The organism is Micromonospora sp. NPDC049051 (assembly GCF_043197575.1).
Taxonomy (GTDB): Bacteria; Actinomycetota; Actinomycetes; order Mycobacteriales; family Micromonosporaceae; genus Micromonospora.
In genome coordinates this window covers 1,217,721-1,236,250 of sequence record NZ_JBICTL010000001.1, presented here as the reverse complement: position 1 = coordinate 1,236,250, position 18,530 = coordinate 1,217,721, and the positions used below count along the sequence as shown (strand labels likewise).

At 73.3% G+C, this 18,530-nt stretch carries 15 protein-coding genes; 10 read left to right on the top strand and 5 right to left on the bottom strand.

Annotation, left to right across the window (positions count from 1 at the left end):
• Positions 1-187 precede the first annotated feature (187 nt).
• Positions 188-622, top strand: coding sequence for a DUF4307 domain-containing protein (locus ACGFIR_RS05900; protein WP_392999933.1), 435 nt, complete (start codon positions 188-190; stop codon positions 620-622).
• 143 nt (positions 623-765) lie between these two features.
• Positions 766-1,263: a transcription elongation factor GreA gene (gene greA, locus ACGFIR_RS05895; protein WP_392999934.1), complete on the top strand. Its 498-nt coding sequence runs from the start codon at positions 766-768 to the stop codon at positions 1,261-1,263.
• A gap of 95 nt (positions 1,264-1,358) precedes the next feature.
• On the opposite strand, the gene ilvA is transcribed toward greA, so the two are convergent.
• The 3 genes from ilvA to ACGFIR_RS05880 are packed head-to-tail and all read right to left on the bottom strand — an operon-like array spanning position 1,359 to position 5,185.
• A complete protein-coding gene (gene ilvA / locus ACGFIR_RS05890; RefSeq protein ID WP_392999936.1) occupies positions 1,359-2,579 on the bottom strand; it encodes a threonine ammonia-lyase in 1,221 nt (406 codons plus the stop codon).
• A gap of 49 nt (positions 2,580-2,628) precedes the next feature.
• Positions 2,629-4,026: an amidase gene (locus ACGFIR_RS05885; protein WP_392999938.1), complete on the bottom strand. Its 1,398-nt coding sequence runs from the start codon at positions 4,024-4,026 to the stop codon at positions 2,629-2,631.
• A gap of 16 nt (positions 4,027-4,042) precedes the next feature.
• Complete coding sequence (locus tag ACGFIR_RS05880) at positions 4,043-5,185, bottom strand: cystathionine gamma-synthase (RefSeq protein ID WP_393143405.1); 1,143 nt, start codon at positions 5,183-5,185, stop codon at positions 4,043-4,045.
• Between the two features lie 148 nt (positions 5,186-5,333).
• On the opposite strand from ACGFIR_RS05880, the gene ACGFIR_RS05875 reads away from it, so the two are divergent.
• From ACGFIR_RS05875 to ACGFIR_RS05840, 8 genes are all read left to right on the top strand, one after another.
• Positions 5,334-7,499, top strand: coding sequence for a S8 family serine peptidase (locus ACGFIR_RS05875; protein ID WP_393143403.1), 2,166 nt, complete (start codon positions 5,334-5,336; stop codon positions 7,497-7,499).
• 182 nt (positions 7,500-7,681) lie between these two features.
• A complete protein-coding gene (locus ACGFIR_RS05870; RefSeq protein WP_393143401.1) occupies positions 7,682-8,092 on the top strand; it encodes an HIT family protein in 411 nt (136 codons plus the stop codon).
• Between the two features lie 966 nt (positions 8,093-9,058).
• On the top strand, positions 9,059-9,721 hold the full coding sequence (msrA, locus tag ACGFIR_RS05865; protein ID WP_392999946.1) for a peptide-methionine (S)-S-oxide reductase MsrA: 663 nt from the start codon (positions 9,059-9,061) through the stop codon (positions 9,719-9,721).
• A gap of 359 nt (positions 9,722-10,080) precedes the next feature.
• Entirely contained in the window at positions 10,081-11,865 is a 1,785-nt protein-coding gene (locus tag ACGFIR_RS05860; protein ID WP_392999948.1) for an N-acetylglutaminylglutamine amidotransferase, read from the top strand.
• A 2-nt stretch (positions 11,866-11,867) separates the two neighbouring features.
• Positions 11,868-13,682: an N-acetylglutaminylglutamine synthetase gene (gene ngg, locus ACGFIR_RS05855; protein ID WP_392999950.1), complete on the top strand. Its 1,815-nt coding sequence runs from the start codon at positions 11,868-11,870 to the stop codon at positions 13,680-13,682.
• Positions 13,679-14,863 carry an osmoprotectant NAGGN system M42 family peptidase gene (locus ACGFIR_RS05850; protein ID WP_392999952.1) on the top strand — a complete coding sequence of 395 codons (1,185 nt, stop codon included), beginning with the start codon at positions 13,679-13,681 and terminating at the stop codon, positions 14,861-14,863. Before ngg ends, ACGFIR_RS05850 begins: the two co-directional genes overlap by 4 nt.
• A gap of 344 nt (positions 14,864-15,207) precedes the next feature.
• Positions 15,208-16,137 (top strand): ribonuclease Z, encoded by a 930-nt coding sequence (locus tag ACGFIR_RS05845; RefSeq protein ID WP_393143399.1) that lies wholly within the window; start codon positions 15,208-15,210, stop codon positions 16,135-16,137.
• Entirely contained in the window at positions 16,134-16,643 is a 510-nt protein-coding gene (locus ACGFIR_RS05840; protein WP_392999956.1) for a GNAT family N-acetyltransferase, read from the top strand. The genes ACGFIR_RS05845 and ACGFIR_RS05840 overlap by 4 nt, the downstream gene beginning before the upstream one ends.
• A gap of 69 nt (positions 16,644-16,712) precedes the next feature.
• Here the strand turns inward: ACGFIR_RS05840 and ACGFIR_RS05835 are convergent, their stop codons facing one another.
• Entirely contained in the window at positions 16,713-18,083 is a 1,371-nt protein-coding gene (locus ACGFIR_RS05835) for a cystathionine beta-synthase (RefSeq protein ID WP_392999958.1), read from the bottom strand.
• Positions 18,084-18,160: 77 nt separating this feature from the next.
• A complete protein-coding gene (locus ACGFIR_RS05830) occupies positions 18,161-18,517 on the bottom strand; it encodes a YkvA family protein (RefSeq protein ID WP_392999961.1) in 357 nt (118 codons plus the stop codon).
• Positions 18,518-18,530: the final 13 nt, after the last annotated feature.

Genomic DNA, 18,530 nt, shown 5'->3' with positions numbered 1-18,530 from the left:
CGGCGCTCCTCGTCTCTGCCGGCCGGCGGACCCCCCGCAGGACCGCCCGGCTGACCTGCCGGAATCCTCCCCCGCGCCGGGAACCGTCGGTGCCCACCTGTCATATTTGACGACAGCCGGGCCGGGAGGATGGAACCCTGCCATTCTTGCCGATGCCTCCGACAACGACGCCAGGAGATACCCCGCGGTGACCGAGACGCACGCCACACTTCCGCCGGGCGCGCCCGCCTTCCCGCCGGGCCGCTACGGCCGTCGCCGGGAGCCCGGGCGCCGCCGGCCGCTGCTGGCGGCGCTGCTGGTGGTCGCCCTGGTCGCGGTCATGACCCTGGTCGCGGTGCGGCTCTACCGGCAGTACGGCGACCCGAACTACGACGCCGAGGTGATCACCTACACCGAGATCACCGACAGCCAGGTGCTGGTCGACTTCCGGGTCATCGTGCCGACGGGCGGTTCGGCGGTCTGCCTGCTGCGCGCCCGGGACCGCGCCGGCGCCGAGGTGGGCCGGGGAGAGGTGACCGTGACGGCCGGGCCCGACCAGCGAAGCGTGACCGCGCGGCACCGGCTGGCCACCACCGCCCGGCCCTTCGTCGGCGAGGTGGTGCGCTGCCAGCCCCCGTCCTGAGCAGGCACGACGCGGTCCGACCCGGCCGGCGCGGACGCCCTCGCCCGCCTCGGGGGCGGCAATCGAGCGCACCCTGTGTCGTACCGCACTGGTAACTTGGAAGTTCACCTGTCAGCCAGCACGCACGAACGAGGAGACCGCCTGTGTCCACTGGCAACGAGGCGCCCGCCACCTGGCTGTCCCAGGACGCATTCGACCGGCTCCAGGCCGAGCTCGACGAGTTGATCGCCAACCGGCCGGTCATCGCCGCCGAGATCAACGCCCGGCGCGAGGAGGGCGACCTGCGGGAAAACGGTGGCTACCACGCCGCCCGCGAGGAGCAGGGCAAGGCCGAGGGACGCATCCTCTACCTCAAGGAGCTGCTCCGCACCGCCAAGGTGGGCGGAGCGCAGGCCGCCGACGTGGTGTCGCCCGGCATGGTCGTGACGATCTACTTCGACGACGACAAGGACGACACCGAGACCTTCCTGCTCGGCTCCCGGGAGATCGCGTCGACCACCGACCTGACGGTCTACAGCCCCGAGTCGGCGCTGGGCCAGGCGATCCTGGGCGGCCGGGCCGGCCAGACCTGCACCTACACCGCCCCCAGCGGCGCCGACATCAAGGTGACCGTGGTCAGCTTCGAGCCGTTCTCCGGCTGAGCCACCGCGGGAGATCGACCGCCTGACCGGGCACCGGTCCGGTCAGGCGGCAACGACGACGAACGACGCGCCGAGGCGTGGCACCGGTCCCGGTGTCACGCCTCGCCGGCGAAGACGACCTGGTAGCCGCTGGCCCGCAACGCGCTGAGCAGCGTGTCGGAGTGCTCGACCCCCCGGGTCTCCACCGACAGGGCCACCTCCACCTCGCCCAGGCGCAGGTGCGGATTGGCCCGCTGGTGCTCCACGTCCACCACGTTCGCCCGGTGCTCGGCGATCTCGCCGAGCAGCGACGCGAGCTGGCCCGGGCGGTCCGAGCAGCGCACCGTCACCCGCAGGTAGCGCCCTGCGGCGGCGAGCCCGTGCTCGATCACCCGGAGCATCAGCAGCGGGTCGATGTTGCCGCCCGAGAGCACCGCCACCACCGGAGCCTGCACCTCGACGACACCCGCGAGCAGCGCGGCGACGCCCACCGCGCCGGCCGGCTCGACCACCTGCTTGCCCCGCTCCAGCAGCATCAGCAGCGCCCGGGAGATGTCCTCCTCGGACACAGTGACGATCTCGTCCACCAGCTTGCGCACGTGGGTGAAGGTGAGCTCCCCCGGCCGGCCGACGGCGATGCCGTCCGCGATGGTGCCGAACGTCGGAAGGCGTACCGGCTCGCCGGCCACCAGGGAGGGCGGGAAGGCGGCCGCCCCGGCGGCCTGCACCCCGATGATCCGCACGTCGGGCCGCAGCGCCTTGGCCGCCACCGCCATGCCGGAGACCAGCCCGCCGCCGCCCACCCCCATGATGATCGTCTTGACCTCGGGGCACTGTTCCAGGACCTCCAGGGCCACCGTGCCCTGGCCGGCGATCACGTCCCGGTGGTCGAACGGGTGGATCAGCGTCGCCCCGGTGCGCTCGGCGTAGGTCTGCGCCGCGACCAGGGACTCGTCGACGGTGTTGCCGACCAGCTCGACCTGTGCGCCGTACCCCTTGGTGGCGGCCACCTTCGGCAGCGGCGCGTTCACCGGCATGAAGACCGTGGCGTGCGTACCGACGAGGCCGGCGGCGAGCGCCACCCCCTGGGCGTGGTTGCCGGCGCTCGCCGCGACCACGCCGTCGGCGCGCTCGGCCTCCGACAGCCGGGAGATCCGCACGTACGCGCCACGCACCTTGTACGAGCCGGCGCGTTGCAGGTTCTCGCACTTGAGCCACGTCGGCCCGCCCAGCGCAGCGCTCAGCGGGCGGCAGGGCTCCAGCGGGGTGGTGCGGACGACGCCGGCGAGCAGTTCCCGCGCGGCCCGTACGTCGGCGAGACCGACCAGTTCCGTCATGCCCTGATCGTGCCACCCTCCGCCCGCGCCGACGCGGTACGCCACCTGTCTAGACAGCGGCGGGGATGCGGGGGTAGCCGGGGGCGTGCCGGGGCCAGGGCGCCTGCATCTCGAACTGGCCGGCGACGCCGAGGAGCAGCAGCTCGCTGCCGGGCGGGCCGATCAGCTGCACGGCGACCGGCAGCCCGTCGGGGCGACGGCCGACCGGCACCACCAGCGCGGGCAGGCCGGCGATGTTCCACGGCGCGGCGAACGGGGCGTACCGGATGCTGGCCAGCATGTTGGCCCGCCAGGACCGGCCGGACCAGCCCGTGGCCTCCGGCGGCACGGTCGCCAGGGCCGGGGTGAGCAGCAGGTCGATCGAGTGGTCGGCGAAGAAGCCGATCGAGCGCTCGCGCCAGGCGGCCCGGTCCGACTCCCGGACGTACCCGCGTCGCTGCGCCCACTCGCCGAGGGCGACGTGCCGGCGGCTGCGCCGCTGGAGGCCGCGCCGGTCCAACCCGGCGGCCCGGACGTCGGCGGCGGCCGCCGCGAACCAGGTGGCGATGCCCTGCAGGCCCAGCGCCGTCGGGTAGACCGGATCGGCCGGGACGGTGTCGTGGCCCGCGCCCGCGAGCAGCCGACCGGCGGCGGCGACGGCGTCCCGGTTGGGCGCGTCGGCGTGCACGCCGCGCACCGGCGAGCGCAGCGAGACGCCCACCCGCAGCCGCTGCGGCGGCACCAGCTTGTCGGGGCGGCGGCCGGCCAGCACCGAGAAGCCGACTGCCGCGTCGGCGACCGTGCTGGTCAGCACGCCGTGCTCGGTGAGGCCCAGCCAGTCGTCCGCGCCGAGCTGGCACGGGACCACCCCCCGGCCCGGCTTGAGCCCGATCAGGCCGCAGCAGGCCGCCGGGATGCGGATCGAGCCGAGGCCGTCGTTGCCGTGGGCGATCGGCACCAGGCCGGCGGCGACGGCGGCGGCCGCCCCGCCGGAGGAGCCGCCGGGGGTACGCCGGGTGTCCCAGGGGTTGCGGGTGACGGCCGTCTCGTCGTCGGTGACGGCCCACAGGCCGAGCTCCGGCATCCGGGTCACCCCGAGGATCACCGCGCCGGCGCCGCGCAGCCGGCGGACCACCTCGTGGTCGGCCTCGGCCACCGGCGTACGCACCGCGGCCGACCCGTTCCAGGTGGGCAGGCCGGCGACGGCGGTGTTCTCCTTGACCGCCACCGGCACCCCGGCCAGCGGCAGGTTGGCCAGGTCCTCCTGCTCGTCGACCTTCTCCGCCTCGGTGATCGCCGCCCCGCCGCGTACCGTGCGGAACGCGGCGAGGTCGGCGTCGACCCGGGCGGCGTGGTCGAGGTGGTCCGCGACGACCTGGGTGGCTGTGACGTCACCCCGCCGTACGCCCCGGGCGATCTGCTTGGCGGTCGCCCCCACCCAGGTCGGCATGATGTCCTGCACGGCCACCCTCCCTCACCAGCGGTCAGCCCAGCGCCTGCTCCAGATCGGCGAGCAGGTCGTCGACCGTCTCGATGCCGACAGACAGTCGCACGAGATCGCCGGGAACTTCAAGCGGCGAGCCGGCAGCACTTGCGTGTGTCATCCGGCCCGGGTGCTCGATCAGGGATTCCACGCCGCCGAGGGACTCGGCGAGGATGAAGAGCTTCGTCCGGTTGCAGATCTCGACGGCGTGCTCCTCGCCGCCGGCCGCCCGGAACGAGATCATCCCGCCGAACCGGCGCATCTGCTTCGCGGCCACCTCGTGACCGGGGTGCGCGGGCAGCCCCGGGTAGATGACCTGACCGACCTTGGCGTGCCCGTCCAGGTAGGACGCGATCCGCTCGGCGTTGTCGCAGTGCCGGTCCATGCGTACGCCCAGAGTCTTGATGCCGCGCAGGGTGAGCCACGCGTCGAAGGGGCCGTTGATCGCGCCCATCGCGTTCTGGTGGTAGCGCAGTTCCTCGCCGAGCCCGGCGTCGGCGGCGATCAGCGCGCCGCCGACCACGTCGGAGTGGCCGCCGATGTACTTGGTGGTGGAGTGCACCACCACGTCCGCGCCGTGCGCGATCGGCTGCTGGAGGTACGGCGACGCGAACGTGTTGTCGACGACCAGCAGGGCGCCCGCGTCGTGCGCGACACCGGCCAGCGTGGCGATGTCGGCGATGCCGAGCAGCGGGTTGGTGGGCGTCTCCACCCAGACGATCCGCGTCCGGCCGGGCTCGACGGCGGCCCGGATCGCGTCGGGGTCGGAGACCTTCGCCGGGGTGAAGTCCAGCCCCCAGCGCTCGGCCACCCGGGCGAAGAGCCGGTACGTGCCACCGTAGGCATCGTCGGGGATCACCACGTGGTCGCCCGGCTTGCAGACGGCACGCAGCAGGGTGTCCTCAGCGGCCAGGCCGCTGGCGAAGGCGAGCCCGACCGGACCGCCCTCCAGCGCGGCGAGGCACTCCTGCAGGGCGTCGCGGGTCGGGTTGCCGGAGCGGCTGTACTCGTAGCCCAGCCGGGGCGCGCCGACGGCGTCCTGGGCGTAGGTGCTGGTCTGGTAGATCGGTGGGATCACCGCGCCGGTGCGGGCCTCGGGGTCCTGGCCGGCGTGGATGGCGAGCGTGTCGAAGCCGTGACTCATGCCCGGAACGTTAGTCGTCCGGTCCGCCGGGCGTATGAAACCCACCCGCGTCGCATCTGATCATGCGCTGGTGCGGCTCTGCCACCATGCGGGGAACCGCCGCGGAGGCGTTCCCCCCGCCTCGCGGCCGTACCCCCGAGGAGATCCCATGGCTCGTGTACCGCGCCGCCGCCTCCTGGCCGCAGCGGCGGTCTTTCTCCTGATCACGTCGGGCGGGCTGCTGGCGCCGCCGGCCCCGGCGTTCGCGGCCGAGAAGTTCGCCCCGGCTCCCGCCGCAGGGGTGGCCGACAGTTGGATCGTGGTGTTACGCGGCGACGCCACACGGGACGTCGACGGCAGCGCGCGCTCGCTGCTGCGCCGGCACCCCGGCGCGCTGGCCGCCAGCTACCGGGCCGCGCTGCCGGGCTTCGCGGTACGGATGTCCGCGACGGACGCCCGCCGGCTCAGCCAGGAGCCGCAGGTGGCGTACGTGGCCCAGAACTCGCTGCTGGTCCCGCAGGACACGCAGACCACCCCGCCGTGGCACCTCGACTCCCTCGACCAGCACGGCGGCGAGTGGGACCGCTCGTACACCTACGACACCACCGGCCAGGGCGTGCACGCCTACGTCATGGACAGCGGGATGCGGCACACCCACACCGACTTCGGCGGACGGGCCACCGGGGACGTGAACTTCGTGCCGCAGGGCATCGACCAGTGGGGCACCGGCGACTGCTCCGGGCACGGCACGCGGGTGGCCGGCCTGATCGGCGGCCGGGTGCACGGCGTGGCGAAGGGCGTACGCCTGCACACCGTCCGGGTGGGCGGCTGCACGCCGGGGCAGGTCGAGTGGGCCATCTCGGCGCTCGACTGGATCGTCCGCAACGCGGTGCGGCCGGCGGTGGTGAACATGAGCCTGGCGACGACCGCGAACCAGGCGCTCGACGACGCCGTCAAGGCGGTGCTCGCCGCCGGCATCCCGGTGGTGGCCTCCGCCGGCAACCACGGCCGGGACGCGTGCGGCTTCTCCCCGGCCCGGGTGCCGGACGTGATCACCGTGGGTATGGTGCACGCCCTGCGGGACAGGTTGCCCAACTCGAACTTCGGCCCGTGCGTGGACCTGTTCTCCTTCGGCGAGCAGGTGTCCACCGTCACGCAGGTCAGCGACACCTCCACCACCACCGACTTCGGCGGCACCTCGGCGGCCGCGCCCATCGTCACCGGTGCGGTGGCCCGCTACCTGCAACGCTTCCCCACCGCCTCGCCACGGACCGTCGCCGCGCGGCTGGCCGACGAGGCGACCCGGGACCGGATCGTCGACCCGGCCGGCGCGCCCAACCTGGTGCTGCACGCCGATCCGGGCGGACCGGGCAACGACGGCTTCTCGGGACGGTACGCCGACGTCAACGGGGACGGCCGCGACGACGTCGTCAGCTTCACCCGGGGAACCTCCGCCGACGTGCACGTGGCGCTGTCGAACGGTGCCAGCTTCGGCGCGGCCACCGTCTGGCACACGTACTTCGCCGCCGGCCAGGAGTTCCCCGTGCTCGGGGACGTCAACGGCGACGGCCGCGACGACCTGATCACCTTCACCCGGGGCAACGCGGCGGACGTCTACGTCGCGCTCTCCACCGGCACCTCGTTCGGGGCGTCCCAACGCTGGCACACCTGGTTCGCGGCCCTCAGGGAGACCCCGGTGGTCGGTGACTTCAACGGTGACGGGCGGGCCGACATCGCCACGTTCGTCCGGGAGGACGTCCGGGACGTCTACGTCGCCCTCTCCGACGGCACGCAGTTCGTCGGCACCGGCGTCCGTTGGCACGCCGACTTCGTCGGCGACGACGACATCCCGCTGGTCGGGGACGTCAACGGGGACGGCCGGGACGACGTCGTCGCGGTCGACCGCTTCACCGGTCACGCGGTGAACGTCGGCCTCTCCACCGGCAGCGGTTTCGTGCTGTCGTACCAGTGGCTCGACTACTTCCTCAACCTCGGCACCAGCGAGGTGCCGGTGGTGGGCGACTTCGACGGCGACGGACGCGCCGACCTCGCCGCGGTCAGCCTCAACCAGGGGTACGTCGACGTGGCCCTCTCCGTCGGCAACCGTTTCCTGCCGCGTACCCGCTGGGCCTGGAGCTTCCCGGCCGGTGGCGCGATCCCGGGTGCCGGTGACTTCACCGGCGACGGCCGGGCCGACATGGTCGCCTTCAGCCGGGGGGCGGTGGCCCACGTGCACGTCGTCCGGTCGGCCGGCGGGTACTTCACCGACCTGCGCCGCTGGCACGACAACTTCGCCGGTGGCACCGCGGTCCCGATGCCCGCCAGCCTCTGGTGAACGCGCGCCCGGGCAGGACCGGACAGGGCCTTCTCTGACGCGTCCTCTCGAGCAGGGCACCCTGGCCGGGAGTGAGACGGGCGGAGCAGGGCACCCCGGGTCGGGGGCGAACCGAGCCGGGGACGGGCACCCCGGGCCGGCGGGAGGGCGCGCTCGGCCGGCGGCGGCATTACCCTGCCGGGGTGAGCGGGTGCGTGTTCTGCGGGATCGTGGCGGGCGAGGTGGCGGCTTTCCGGGTCGCCGACGAACCGGACGGGGTGGCGTTCCTCGACACCCGGCCGGTCTTCAAGGGGCACGTGCTGGTCGTGCCGCGCACCCACCTGGTCACCCTGGCCGACCTGCCCGCCGAGGCCCTGGCCGGCTACTTCGGCCTGGTACGCCGCCTCGCGGTGGCCGTGGAGGCCGGTCTGGGCGCCGGCGGCACGTTCGTGGCGATGAACAACCGGGTGTCCCAGTCCGTCCCGCACCTGCACACCCACGTAGTGCCTCGGACCAAAGGTGACGGGCTGCGCGGTTTCTTCTGGCCGCGCACCCGCTACGCCGACGACACCGACGCCGGGACCTACGCCGCCCGGATCACCGCGGCCCTGTAAGGCGACGTCCCTCCCACCGGCAGACCGGAAGAGCGGGGCGGGGCGGCGAGACGGCGGGACGGTGGGACGGTGGGACGGTGGGAGGCGACGGGCGAGGACACCAGCCACCCGCACGGCCCGCGCCGCCCGCACGGTCCACGCCGATGCCGGTGAGCGCCACGCGCCCACCCCGGCGCCCGCTGCGACGCGAACACCACAGGCATCTTCGGGATTGGCACGCTGCGCGCCCAGCCCGAACCGGAAGTCGGCCACCGCAGCAGTCACGGAGAGCAACGATGAAGTAAGTCACGTTCGGTAATGACGTCTCGCCGACGCCGACAACCCCATCTTCTCGCTTTGCTCTGCAGCCACATCCGCACCACCGAGCCGACCTGCACCGACGCCATCGACGGCTTCAAGCGCCTCGGAGGCGACCATCACTGAGAGCTACTGGTGCGTATGCGGCTGCAGAGCAAAGCGCTCGGCGCGGGTTTGCCTTGGAGACAAACGTCGTCACCCACAGTGACGACACCGCAACGTGAGCCCCATCGTGCACTTCAGGCTGACGACCGGTCGGACGGCGGTGAGCGGAGGGCGGCGAGCGGAGGGCGGCGAGCGGCGGTGAGCGGAGGGCGGCGAGTGGAGAAGGGCGGGGGCGGCGAGCGGAGAGCGGCGGGCGGAGGGGCGGAGGGCGGCGAAGCGGAGGACGGCTGAGCAAGGGCGGCAGGGGCCACAGCGGCCGGCAGGCGGTAGGCCAGCGGGCAGCCGGCCAGCGGCGGGCGCGGGCGGCGGCCAGCGGCGGGCGGCGGGCGGCGGCCAGCGGCGGGCGGCGGCCAGCGGCGGGCGGCGGCGGGCAGCAGGCAGCGGGCAGCGGGCGGGCGCTGGCCGGCGACGGGTGGCGGTTGCTGTCTGAGTGCGGGTGGAGCGGGTAAGGATGGCGGGTCCGGCGGTGTTGCACGCTGGGAGAGGTACGAGAGGAGTCCCACTGTGTTCCTGCGCCGCGTGAAGGCCGAACTGCCCACCCCCGACCAGGCCCTGCCGGGCCGCCCGATCGCGATGCCGATCGCCGACCGGCACGAGGTGCTGGGCACCCCGCTCAAGGGCCCCTTCCCGGAGGGCTCGCAGGTGGCCGTCTTCGGCATGGGCTGTTTCTGGGGCGCCGAGCGGCTGTTCTGGACCCTGCCGGGCGTGATCACCACGTCCGTCGGCTATGCGGGCGGCATCACGCCGAACCCGACGTACGAGGAGGTGTGCTCGGGCATGACGGGGCACGCCGAGGTCGTCCAGGTCGTCTACGACCCGACCAGGATCAGCTACGAGGATCTGCTGAAGGTCTTCTGGGAGAACCACGACCCGACCCAGGGCATGCGCCAGGGCAACGACGTGGGCACCCAGTACCGGTCGACGATCTACGTGACCACCGACGAGCAGCTCGCCACCGCGCAGGCGTCCCGGGAGGCGTTCGCGCCGATCGTGGCGCGGGCCGGCAAGGGCGAGATCACCACGGAGATCGAGCGGCTCGGCAACTACTACTTTGCCGAGGATCTGCACCAGCAGTACCTGGCGCCCACGAAGAACCCGAACGGTTACTGCAACCACGGCCCGAACGGGCTGAGCTGCCCGGTTGGTGTCGCCCGCACCTCGGGCTGAACCCGGCGCACCACCATCGGCACGGCACATGGGGCCGGCGCGGCTGATACCGCGCCGGCCCCGTGCCATCTGGGGAACTGACCGTCCGGGCGGACGGCCGGCCAGGGCCAGGCCGCGCCGGGCCGCCGGGGGCGCTGGCCTGGGACGGGTACGTGGTGCGTGGAGAGCGGCGCCGCGCGGGAATGAGCGGTCGATCACATCTGCGTCGGGTGGAAAAACGCCCCTGCCGGCACTCTTGACGCGATCTGCCATCATGACCAACGCGTGCCGTGGCAAAACCGTGCAGTGTAGCAAATCTTCAAGAAACTGTTATCAGCCCAACGGGCAATCCTCGCTGGCCTCTGGCAGCATTGTCTGGCATGTGCGGACTTGCGGGAGAGTTCCGCCGTGACGGCTCACGCGCCGACGTGACGGCGGTGGAGCGCATGGCGGCCACGATGAGCGACCGGGGGCCCGACGACAGCGGCGTCTGGGCCCAGGGCCCGACGGCCCTCGGACACCGACGCCTGAAGATCATCGATCTCTCCGCCGCCAGCGGGCAGCCGCTGGTCGACCCCGGCGCGGGACTGACCGGCGTCTTCAACGGCTGCATCTACAACTACCGCGAGCTGCGCGCCGAACTCCAGGCGAAGGGCCACCAGTTCTTCTCCTCGGGCGACAGCGAGGTCGTGCTCAAGGCGTACGCCGAATGGGGGCTCGACTTCGTCGACCACCTGATCGGCATGTTCGCCGTGGCGATCAGCGAGCGGGACACGGGCCGGCTGGTGCTGGCCCGGGACCGGCTCGGCATCAAGCCGCTCTACCTGGCCGAGACGCCCGGTACGGTGCGCTTCGCCAGCACCCTGCCCGCGCTGCTGGCCGGGGGCGGCGTCGACACCGGCATCGACCCGGTCGCGCTCGCGCACTACCTGAGCTTCCACAGCATCGTGCCGCCGCCGCGCACCATCCTGCGCGGGGTCACCAAGCTGCCTCCGGCGACCGTACGGGTCTACGAGGCGGACGGCCGCACCTCCGAGCGGGTGTACTGGGATCCGGCCTTCACCCGCTCCGCCGAGCGGGCCGGCTGGTCCGAGAAGGACTGGCAGGACGCCCTGCTGGAGTCGCTGACCACCGCCGTACGCCGGCGGATGGTGGCCGACGTGCCGGTCGGCGTGCTGCTCTCCGGCGGCCTCGACTCCAGCCTGGTGGTCGCCCTGCTCGCCGGGGAGGGCCAGCGCGGCCTCTCCACTTTCTCCATCGGCTTCGACGCGGTCGGCGGCCGGGAGGGCGACGAGTTCCGCTACTCCGACCTCGTCGCGAAGACGTTCGACACCGACCACCACCAGATCCGGGTGGCCGCCGCCGACCTGGTGCCGCCGCTGGAGGCGGCCGTCGCCGCGATGTCCGAGCCGATGGTCAGCCACGACTGTGTGGCGTTCTACCTGCTCAGCGAGGTCGTCTCGCAGCACGTCAAGGTCGTCCAGTCCGGCCAGGGCGCGGACGAGGTCCTCGGCGGCTACCACTGGTACCCGCCGCTCGCCCGGGTCGGCCGGGAGCAGGCGCTCGACACGTACGCCAGGGCGTTCTTCGACCGGGACGCGGCCGGGCTGGCCCGGGTGCTGAACCCGGCCTGGCTGACCGACGGCGACCCGGCGCGGGAGTTCGTGGCCGCCCACCTGGGCCGCGCCGGCGCCGAGACCGCGGTGGACGCCGGCCTGCGCCTCGACACCCAGGTCATGCTGACCGACGACCCGGTCAAGCGGGTGGACAACATGACGATGGCGCACGGGCTGGAGGCCCGGGTGCCGTTCCTCGACCACGAGTTCGTCGAGTTGGCCGCGAGCTGCCCGCCGGAGCTGAAGCTGGCGCAGGGCGGCAAGGGGGTGCTCAAGGAGATCGGCCGCCGGGTGCTGCCGCACGAGGTCATCGACCGGCCGAAGGGCTACTTCCCCGTCCCGGGCCTCACCCACCTGGAGGGCAAGCTCCTCGACCGGGTACGCGACGCGCTCAGCGCGCCCGAGGCCCGCCGCCGCGACCTGTTCCGCGCCGACTACGTCGACGCCCTGCTCGCCGACCCGAACGCCGAACTGACCCCGTTGAACGGAAACAAGCTGTGGCAACTCGGACTCCTGGAAATGTGGCTCCAGAGCCACGGAATCGACTGACCGTGACCGACACCCTGGCGACCGGCGCGGCCCGGACCGACCGGTCGCGCCACGGCCGGCGACGGGAGCGGGTGGGCCCCGGCGGCGATCCGATGGCGGCGGAGCCGGCGGAGGTGCCGGCCCGCGAGGGCGACAGCGACGTGGTGCTGGACTGCGGCTGGGGGCGGCTCGTCTTCGGGCAGACCTTCGCCGACCAGGCCGCCGTCGCCGCCGTGCTGCGTTCCGAGGCCGCCGGCTCCCGGGACATCTGCATCTACCTGCGCGACCCGCACGTGCTGGTGTCCCGGCTCCCCGACGAGCTGTTCATCGATCCGTCCCTGACCTACCGGCTGCCGCTCGTCGACGGCGGGCCGACGGGGGACGGCGACGTGCCGGGGCTGACCGTCCGCCCGCTGGCCGACGCCGCCGACGCCGAGGCGGTGAACCGGATCTACGCCTGCAACGGCATGGTCACCGCCGGAGTCGACGTGCTCGTCGCCAACGCGCGTACCGACCGGTTCCTGCACCTGGTCGCCGAGGACGTCACCGGCGAGGTCGTCGGCACCATCACCGGCGTCGACCACGTCGCCGTCTTCGACGACCCGGACAACGGCGCCAGCCTGTGGTGCCTGACCGTCGACTTCAACAGGGCGCCGCCGGGCACCGGCCAGGCGCTGATCACCGCGCTCGCCGCCCGGCTGGTCGAGCGGGGCCGGGCGTACGTGGACCTGTCGGTGCTCGCCGAGAACGCCGGGGCGATCCGGCTCTACGAGCGGCTCGGCTTCTACCGGACGTCGACGCTCTGCGTGAAGCGGAAGAACCCGATCAACGAGCGGCTCTTCCTGCCCGCCATGCCCGAGGGGTACGACCGGCTCAACCCGTACGCGAAGATCGTCGCCGACGAGGCGATGCGGCGCGGCATCCGGGTGGAGGTCACCGACCCGGACTGGGGCGAGCTGCGGCTGAGCAGCGGCGGGCGGACCATCCTGACCCGCGAGTCGCTGTCGGAGCTGACCTCGGCGGTGGCGATGAGCCGCTGCGACGACAAGCGGGTGACCCGCCGGATCCTCACCGAGGCGGGGCTGTCCGTGCCGCGCGGCCGGACCGCCACCGGCGACGACCGCGACGCCGCCTTCCTCGCCGAGGTCGGCCAGGCGGTCGTCAAGCCGGCGCGGGGCGAGCAGGGCAACGGCATCACCGTGGGGGTACGCACCCCCGAGGCGCTGACCGCCGCCGTCGAGCTGGCCGCCCGGTTCTGCCCGGACGTGCTGATCGAGGAGATGTGCGCCGGCGAGGACCTGCGCGTCGTCGTCATCGACCACGAGGTGGTGGCCGCCGCGGTCCGGCGTCCCGCCTCGATCACCGGCGACGGGGTGCACGACATCGCCGACCTGATCGAGCGGCAGAGCCGCCGCCGGGCCGCCGCCACCGGTGGCGAGTCCCGGATCCCGCTCGACGACATCACCCGCGACGTGCTCGCCGAGGCCGGCCACGAGCTGCACGACGTGCTGCCCGAGGGGCAGGTGCTGGCCGTACGCAGGACCGCGAACCTGCACACCGGCGGCACCATCCACGACGTCACCGCCGAGCTGCACCCGACGATCGCCGAGGCGTGCGTGACGGCCAGCCGGGCCCTGGACATCCCGGTCACCGGGCTGGACCTGCTGGTCGGCGCCCCGGACCGCCCGGAGCACGTCTTCATCGAGGCCAACGAGCGGCCCGGCCTGGCCAACCACGAGCCGCAGCCGACCGCCGAGCGCTTCGTGGACCTGCTCTTCCCCGGCACCCGCGCACCGCAGCGACTCTGGACCCCGGCCGGCCCTGGAGGTGCCGCGTGAGCCCGAGACCGCTGGAGATCGACCTGGAGTACCTGCGCCAGGTGCTGGTGGAGCTGCTGGAGATCCCCAGCCCGTCGGGGCGTACGGACCACGTGCAGCAGTACGTCGGGGAGCGGCTCTCCGCCCTCGGCATCCCCTCCACGCTGACCCGGCGCGGCGCGCTGAGCGCCTGCCTGCCCGGCCCCCGCTCCACGGGTGCCGACCGGGCGATCGTGGTGCACACCGACACCATCGGCGGCATGGTCAAGCGGCTGAAGGAGAACGGCCGGCTGGAGCTGAAGACGATCGGTACGCACAGCGCCCGGTTCGCCGAGGGCGCCCACGTGCGGATCTTCACCGACGACCTGGACCGGGTGATCACCGGCCAGGTGCTGCCGCTGAAGGCCAGCGGCCACCGCTACAACGACGACGTGGACCTCCAGGGCGTCGGTTGGCAGCACGTCGAGGTCCGGGTCGACGAGCCGGTCTCCGACATCGCCGGGCTGCGCGCCCTCGGCATCGACGCGGGCGACTTCGTGGCGTTCCTGCCCAACCCGACGATCACCCCCAGCGGGTACGTCAAGTCCCGGCACCTGGACGACAAGGCCGGAGTGGCCGCCGTCCTCACCGCCCTCAAGGCGATGGTCGACGCCGGCGTACGCCCGGCGGTCACCGCGCACCTGCTGGTCACCGTGACCGAGGAGATCGGGCACGGGGCGTCGCACGGGCTCGACCCGGACGTGGCGGAGATCGTGTCGGTGGACGCGGCGGTGGTGGCGCCCGGCCAGCAGTCCCGCGAGGACGCGGCCACGCTCGCCATGGGCGACGGGGTGGGGCCGTTCGACTACCACCTGACCCGCAACCTGGCCTCGATCGCCGCCGAGCACGGGGTGGACCTGGTCCGGGACGTCTTCGAGTACTACCGCTCGGACGTGGCGGCGGCCGTGGAGGCCGGCGCGCACGCCCGGGTGGCGCTGCTCGGTTTCGGCGTGGACGCCACCCACGGGCACGAGCGCACCCACCTGGAGGGCCTGCGCCAGCTCACCCAACTGCTCTGCCTCTACCTCCAGAGCGACCTGGTCTTCCCCGAGTGGGACGCCGAGCCGGAGGGCGACCTGGCCGACTTCCCGTCGCTGGCCGTGCAGCCGGCCAGCGAGGAGGGCCCGCGCGAGGGCCCGATCGGCATCGCCGAGAACGCCTGAGCGCCGACCCGCCATTCCCCGCCGCCGTGTGATCGAAATCCGTTGCCGGGGACCTGAGGGGTGGATAGCGTGGCGGTACACGGGAAAGGAGGTGGTCCAGACTTGTATAGCAATCGGACTCGTGAGGTGGCTGTCCGCTAGCCGCTGTCCTCGACAGTAAACTCGTCCGCCGCGAGGCGGGCACAGCACCATCGTCGAGACCGTGTGGCAGCGGTGCGGCGAAACCACGACAGCCACCCGACCCCCGGGGTGCCGGCCCAGTCCAGCCGGCCCGCGCGCGAGCGCGGAAGCCCCGGGGGTCGACCCTTTCGCGGGCCGGGTGGCCGACGCAGCCGGAGGTCGCCGTGTCGATGCGCGAGCTGGTGGTGCTCGGGACGGCCAGCCAGGCCCCCACCCGGCAGCGCAACCACAACGGGTACGTGCTGCGCTGGGACGACGAGGTGATCCTCTTCGACCCGGGCGAGGGCAGCCAGCGGCAGCTCCTGCACACCACGGTCACCGCGACCGACCTGACCCGGATCTGCGTCACCCACTTCCACGGCGACCACTGCCTCGGCCTGCCCGGCACCATCCAGCGGCTCTCCCTGGACCGGGTGCCGCACCCGGTGGCCGTGCACTTCCCGGCCGGCGGCGCGGAGTACTTCGCGCGGCTGCGGCACGCCTCCAGCTTCCACGAGACCGCCGAGCTGCGCGTCGAGCCAATCGAGGCCGACGGGCAGCGCATCGCGCTGGGCGTCGGCACGCTGGAGGCCCGCCGGCTGCGGCACCCGATCGAGACGTACGGCTACCGGCTCGTCGAGCCCGACGGCTGCCGGATGCTGCCGGAGCGGCTGGCCGCGTACGGGATCGCCGGCCCGGCGGTCGGGGAGCTGATCCGCGTCGGCCACCTCGACGTCGACGGGCGTCGCGTCACCCGCGAGGAGGTGAGCGTGCCCCGCCCCGGGCAGCGCTTCGCCTTCGTCATGGACACCGGCCTCTGCGACGGGGTGTACGCCCTCGCCGAGCACGCCGACCTGCTGGTCATCGAGTCGACGTTCCTCGACTCGGAGGCCGCGCTGGCCGCCGAGGTCGGTCACCTCACGGCGGGCCAGGCCGCGCGGGTGGCGGCCGAGTCGGGCGTACGCCGGCTGGTGCTCACCCACTTCTCCCAGCGGTACGCCGACCCGGCCCGGTTCGCCGACGAGGCCCGCGCCCACTTCGACGGCGACCTGGTGATCGCCGAGGACCTGACGACCGTGCAGGTCCCGCCCCGGCGGGTAGCCTCGGCCGGATGACGGTCACCCTGCGTCCCGCCACCGTCGACGACCTGATGGCGGTGGGCGCGCTGCACCAGCGTTCCCGGGTCGCCGCCTACTCGGCCTTCCTGCCGGCGGAGGCGCTGGCCGACCCGACGCCGGAGGCGATGGGCGCCTACTGGACGGAGCGGTGGACGTGGGAACGGGACGAGCACCGGATGACGGTGGTCGAGCGCGACGGCCGGCTGGTCGGGTTCAGTTATCTCGGCCCCGACGACGAGGACGACCCGGCGACCGGCCTGCTCAACGCCATCCACCTCGAACCCACCGAGCGCGGCCGGGGCACCGGCCGGGCCCTGATGGTCGACGCGCTGGACGCCATGCGCGTCCGCGGCTGGTCCCGCGCGGTGCTCTGGGTACTGCGGGACAACGCGCCCGCCCGCCGCTTCTACGAGCGCGGCGGCTGGACCCCCACCGGCACCGAACGCGACGAGCACATCGGGCCGGTGCTCACCCCCCAGCTCCGGTACGCCCGCGCCCTGTAGGGCGCGTCGCCTGCCGGAAAGGGCCCCCTGCCAGCGGTTCTCACCTGGCAGGGGGCCCTTTCTGACGCGTCAGCGGGCGCCGAGGTGGGCCAGCAGGTCCTGCCGGGTGAGGACGCCCTTCGGCTTGCCGTCGACCAGCACCAGGGCGGCGTCGGACTTCTCCAGGAGGCCGACCGCCTCGCTCACCGGCTGCCCGCCACCGATCATCGGCAGCGGCGCGGCCATGTGCCGCTCGATGGTGTCGTGCAGGTGCGCCTGGCCGGTGAAGAGCGCGTCGAGCAGGTCCCGCTCGGCGATCGAGCCGGCCACCTCGCCGGTCACCACCGGGGGCTCGGCCTTGAGCACCGGCAGCTGCGAGACGCCGTACTCGCGCATGTAGTCGATCGCGTCGCGGACCGTCTCGGTCGGGTGCACGTGCACCAGCTCGGGCAGGCCGCCCGGCTTGTCGGCGAGCGCGTCGGCGACGGTCGGCTCCGTGCCCGAGTTGTCCAGGAAGCCGTACCGGGCCATCCAGTCGTCGTTGAAGATCTTGGACAGGTAGCCCTTGCCGCTGTCCGGCAGCAGCACCACGACCACGTCGTCCGGGCCGGCCTTGCGGGCCACCTCCAGGGCGGCCACCACGGCCATCCCGCAGGACCCGCCGACCAGCAGCCCCTCCTCGCGCGCCAGCCGCCGGGTCATCTCGAAGGACGCCTTGTCGGAGACCTCGATGATCTCGTCGGCGACACCCTGGTCGTACGTCTCCGGCCAGAAGTCCTCGCCGACGCCCTCGACCAGGTAGGGCCGGCCCGTGCCACCGGAGTAGACCGAGCCCTCCGGGTCGGCGCCGACGACCCGCACCCGGCCCTCCGAGGCCTCCTTCAGGTAGCGCCCGATGCCGGAGATGGTGCCGCCGGTGCCGACGCCCGCCACGAAGTGGGTGAGCTCGCCGCCGGTCTGCTCCCACAGCTCGGGCCCGGTGGTCTCGTAGTGCGAGCGCGGGTTGGCCGGGTTGCTGTACTGGTTGGGCTTCCAGGCGCCGGGGATCTCCCGGGCCAGCCGGTCGGAGACGTTGTAGTAGGAGCGTGGGTCCTCCGGGGCCACGGCGGTCGGGCAGACCACCACCTCGGCGCCGTACGCCCGCAGCACGTCCTGCTTGTCCTGGCTGACCTTGTCGGGGCAGACGAAGACGCACTTGTAGCCCCGCAGCTGCGCCACCAGCGCCAGGCCGACTCCGGTGTTGCCGCTGGTCGGCTCGACGATCGTGCCCCCGGGCTGGAGGAGGCCCGCCTTCTCCGCGTCCTCCACCATCCGCAGCGCGATCCGGTCCTTCACCGAACCGCCCGGGTTGAGGTACTCCACCTTCGCCAGCACGGTGGCCTGGATGCCGGCCGTGACGTTGCGCAGCCGTACCAGCGGGGTGTTGCCGATCAGCTCGACGACGTTGTCGTAGTACCGCACCTCGTTGTGCCCTTCTCCTCCGGCGCCGCCGGCGGCGGCCGGGCAGACGTCTTCTCGACGCCCAAGGGTACGTGGGTTCAGGACGCCACGTGCCCGGGGATCACCGAGCTGCGCCGGGCCTCCCACTCCAGGAACCGCTCGGTCTCGGCCAGCACGCTGCCGGCGAGCCAGGTCACCATCACCGCGTCGTCGGCCAGCCCGAAGATCGCCAGCGGGATCTCCGGGATCAGGTCGATCGGCGAGACGATGTACGCCGTCGCCGCGGTCATCAGGGCCAGCCGCAGGCCGCCGTCGTACTCCCCCCGGGCGGTCGCCCGGATCATCCGGGGCAGCGCGCCCAGCCGCGCACCGAGGGACGGCCCGCTCCGCGCCCCGACCGCGAGCGCCCGGGCCAACGCGCTGAACGCCGCGCTGCGCTTCAATGTCTTCCCCATCATCTGCCCCTCT

Excerpts from the sequence above, each read along its gene's own strand:
- ilvA (WP_392999936.1), bottom strand. The coding sequence starts at position 2,579 with ATGACGGAACTGGTCGGTCTCGCCGACGTACGGGCCGCGCGGGAACTG.
- ACGFIR_RS05880 (WP_393143405.1), bottom strand. The coding sequence starts at position 5,185 with ATGAGTCACGGCTTCGACACGCTCGCCATCCACGCCGGCCAGGACCCC.
- ACGFIR_RS05875 (WP_393143403.1), top strand. The coding sequence starts at position 5,334 with ATGGCTCGTGTACCGCGCCGCCGCCTCCTGGCCGCAGCGGCGGTCTTT.
- ACGFIR_RS05860 (WP_392999948.1), top strand. The coding sequence starts at position 10,081 with ATGTGCGGACTTGCGGGAGAGTTCCGCCGTGACGGCTCACGCGCCGAC.
- ACGFIR_RS05840 (WP_392999956.1), top strand. The coding sequence starts at position 16,134 with ATGACGGTCACCCTGCGTCCCGCCACCGTCGACGACCTGATGGCGGTG.
- ACGFIR_RS05830 (WP_392999961.1), bottom strand. The coding sequence starts at position 18,517 with ATGGGGAAGACATTGAAGCGCAGCGCGGCGTTCAGCGCGTTGGCCCGG.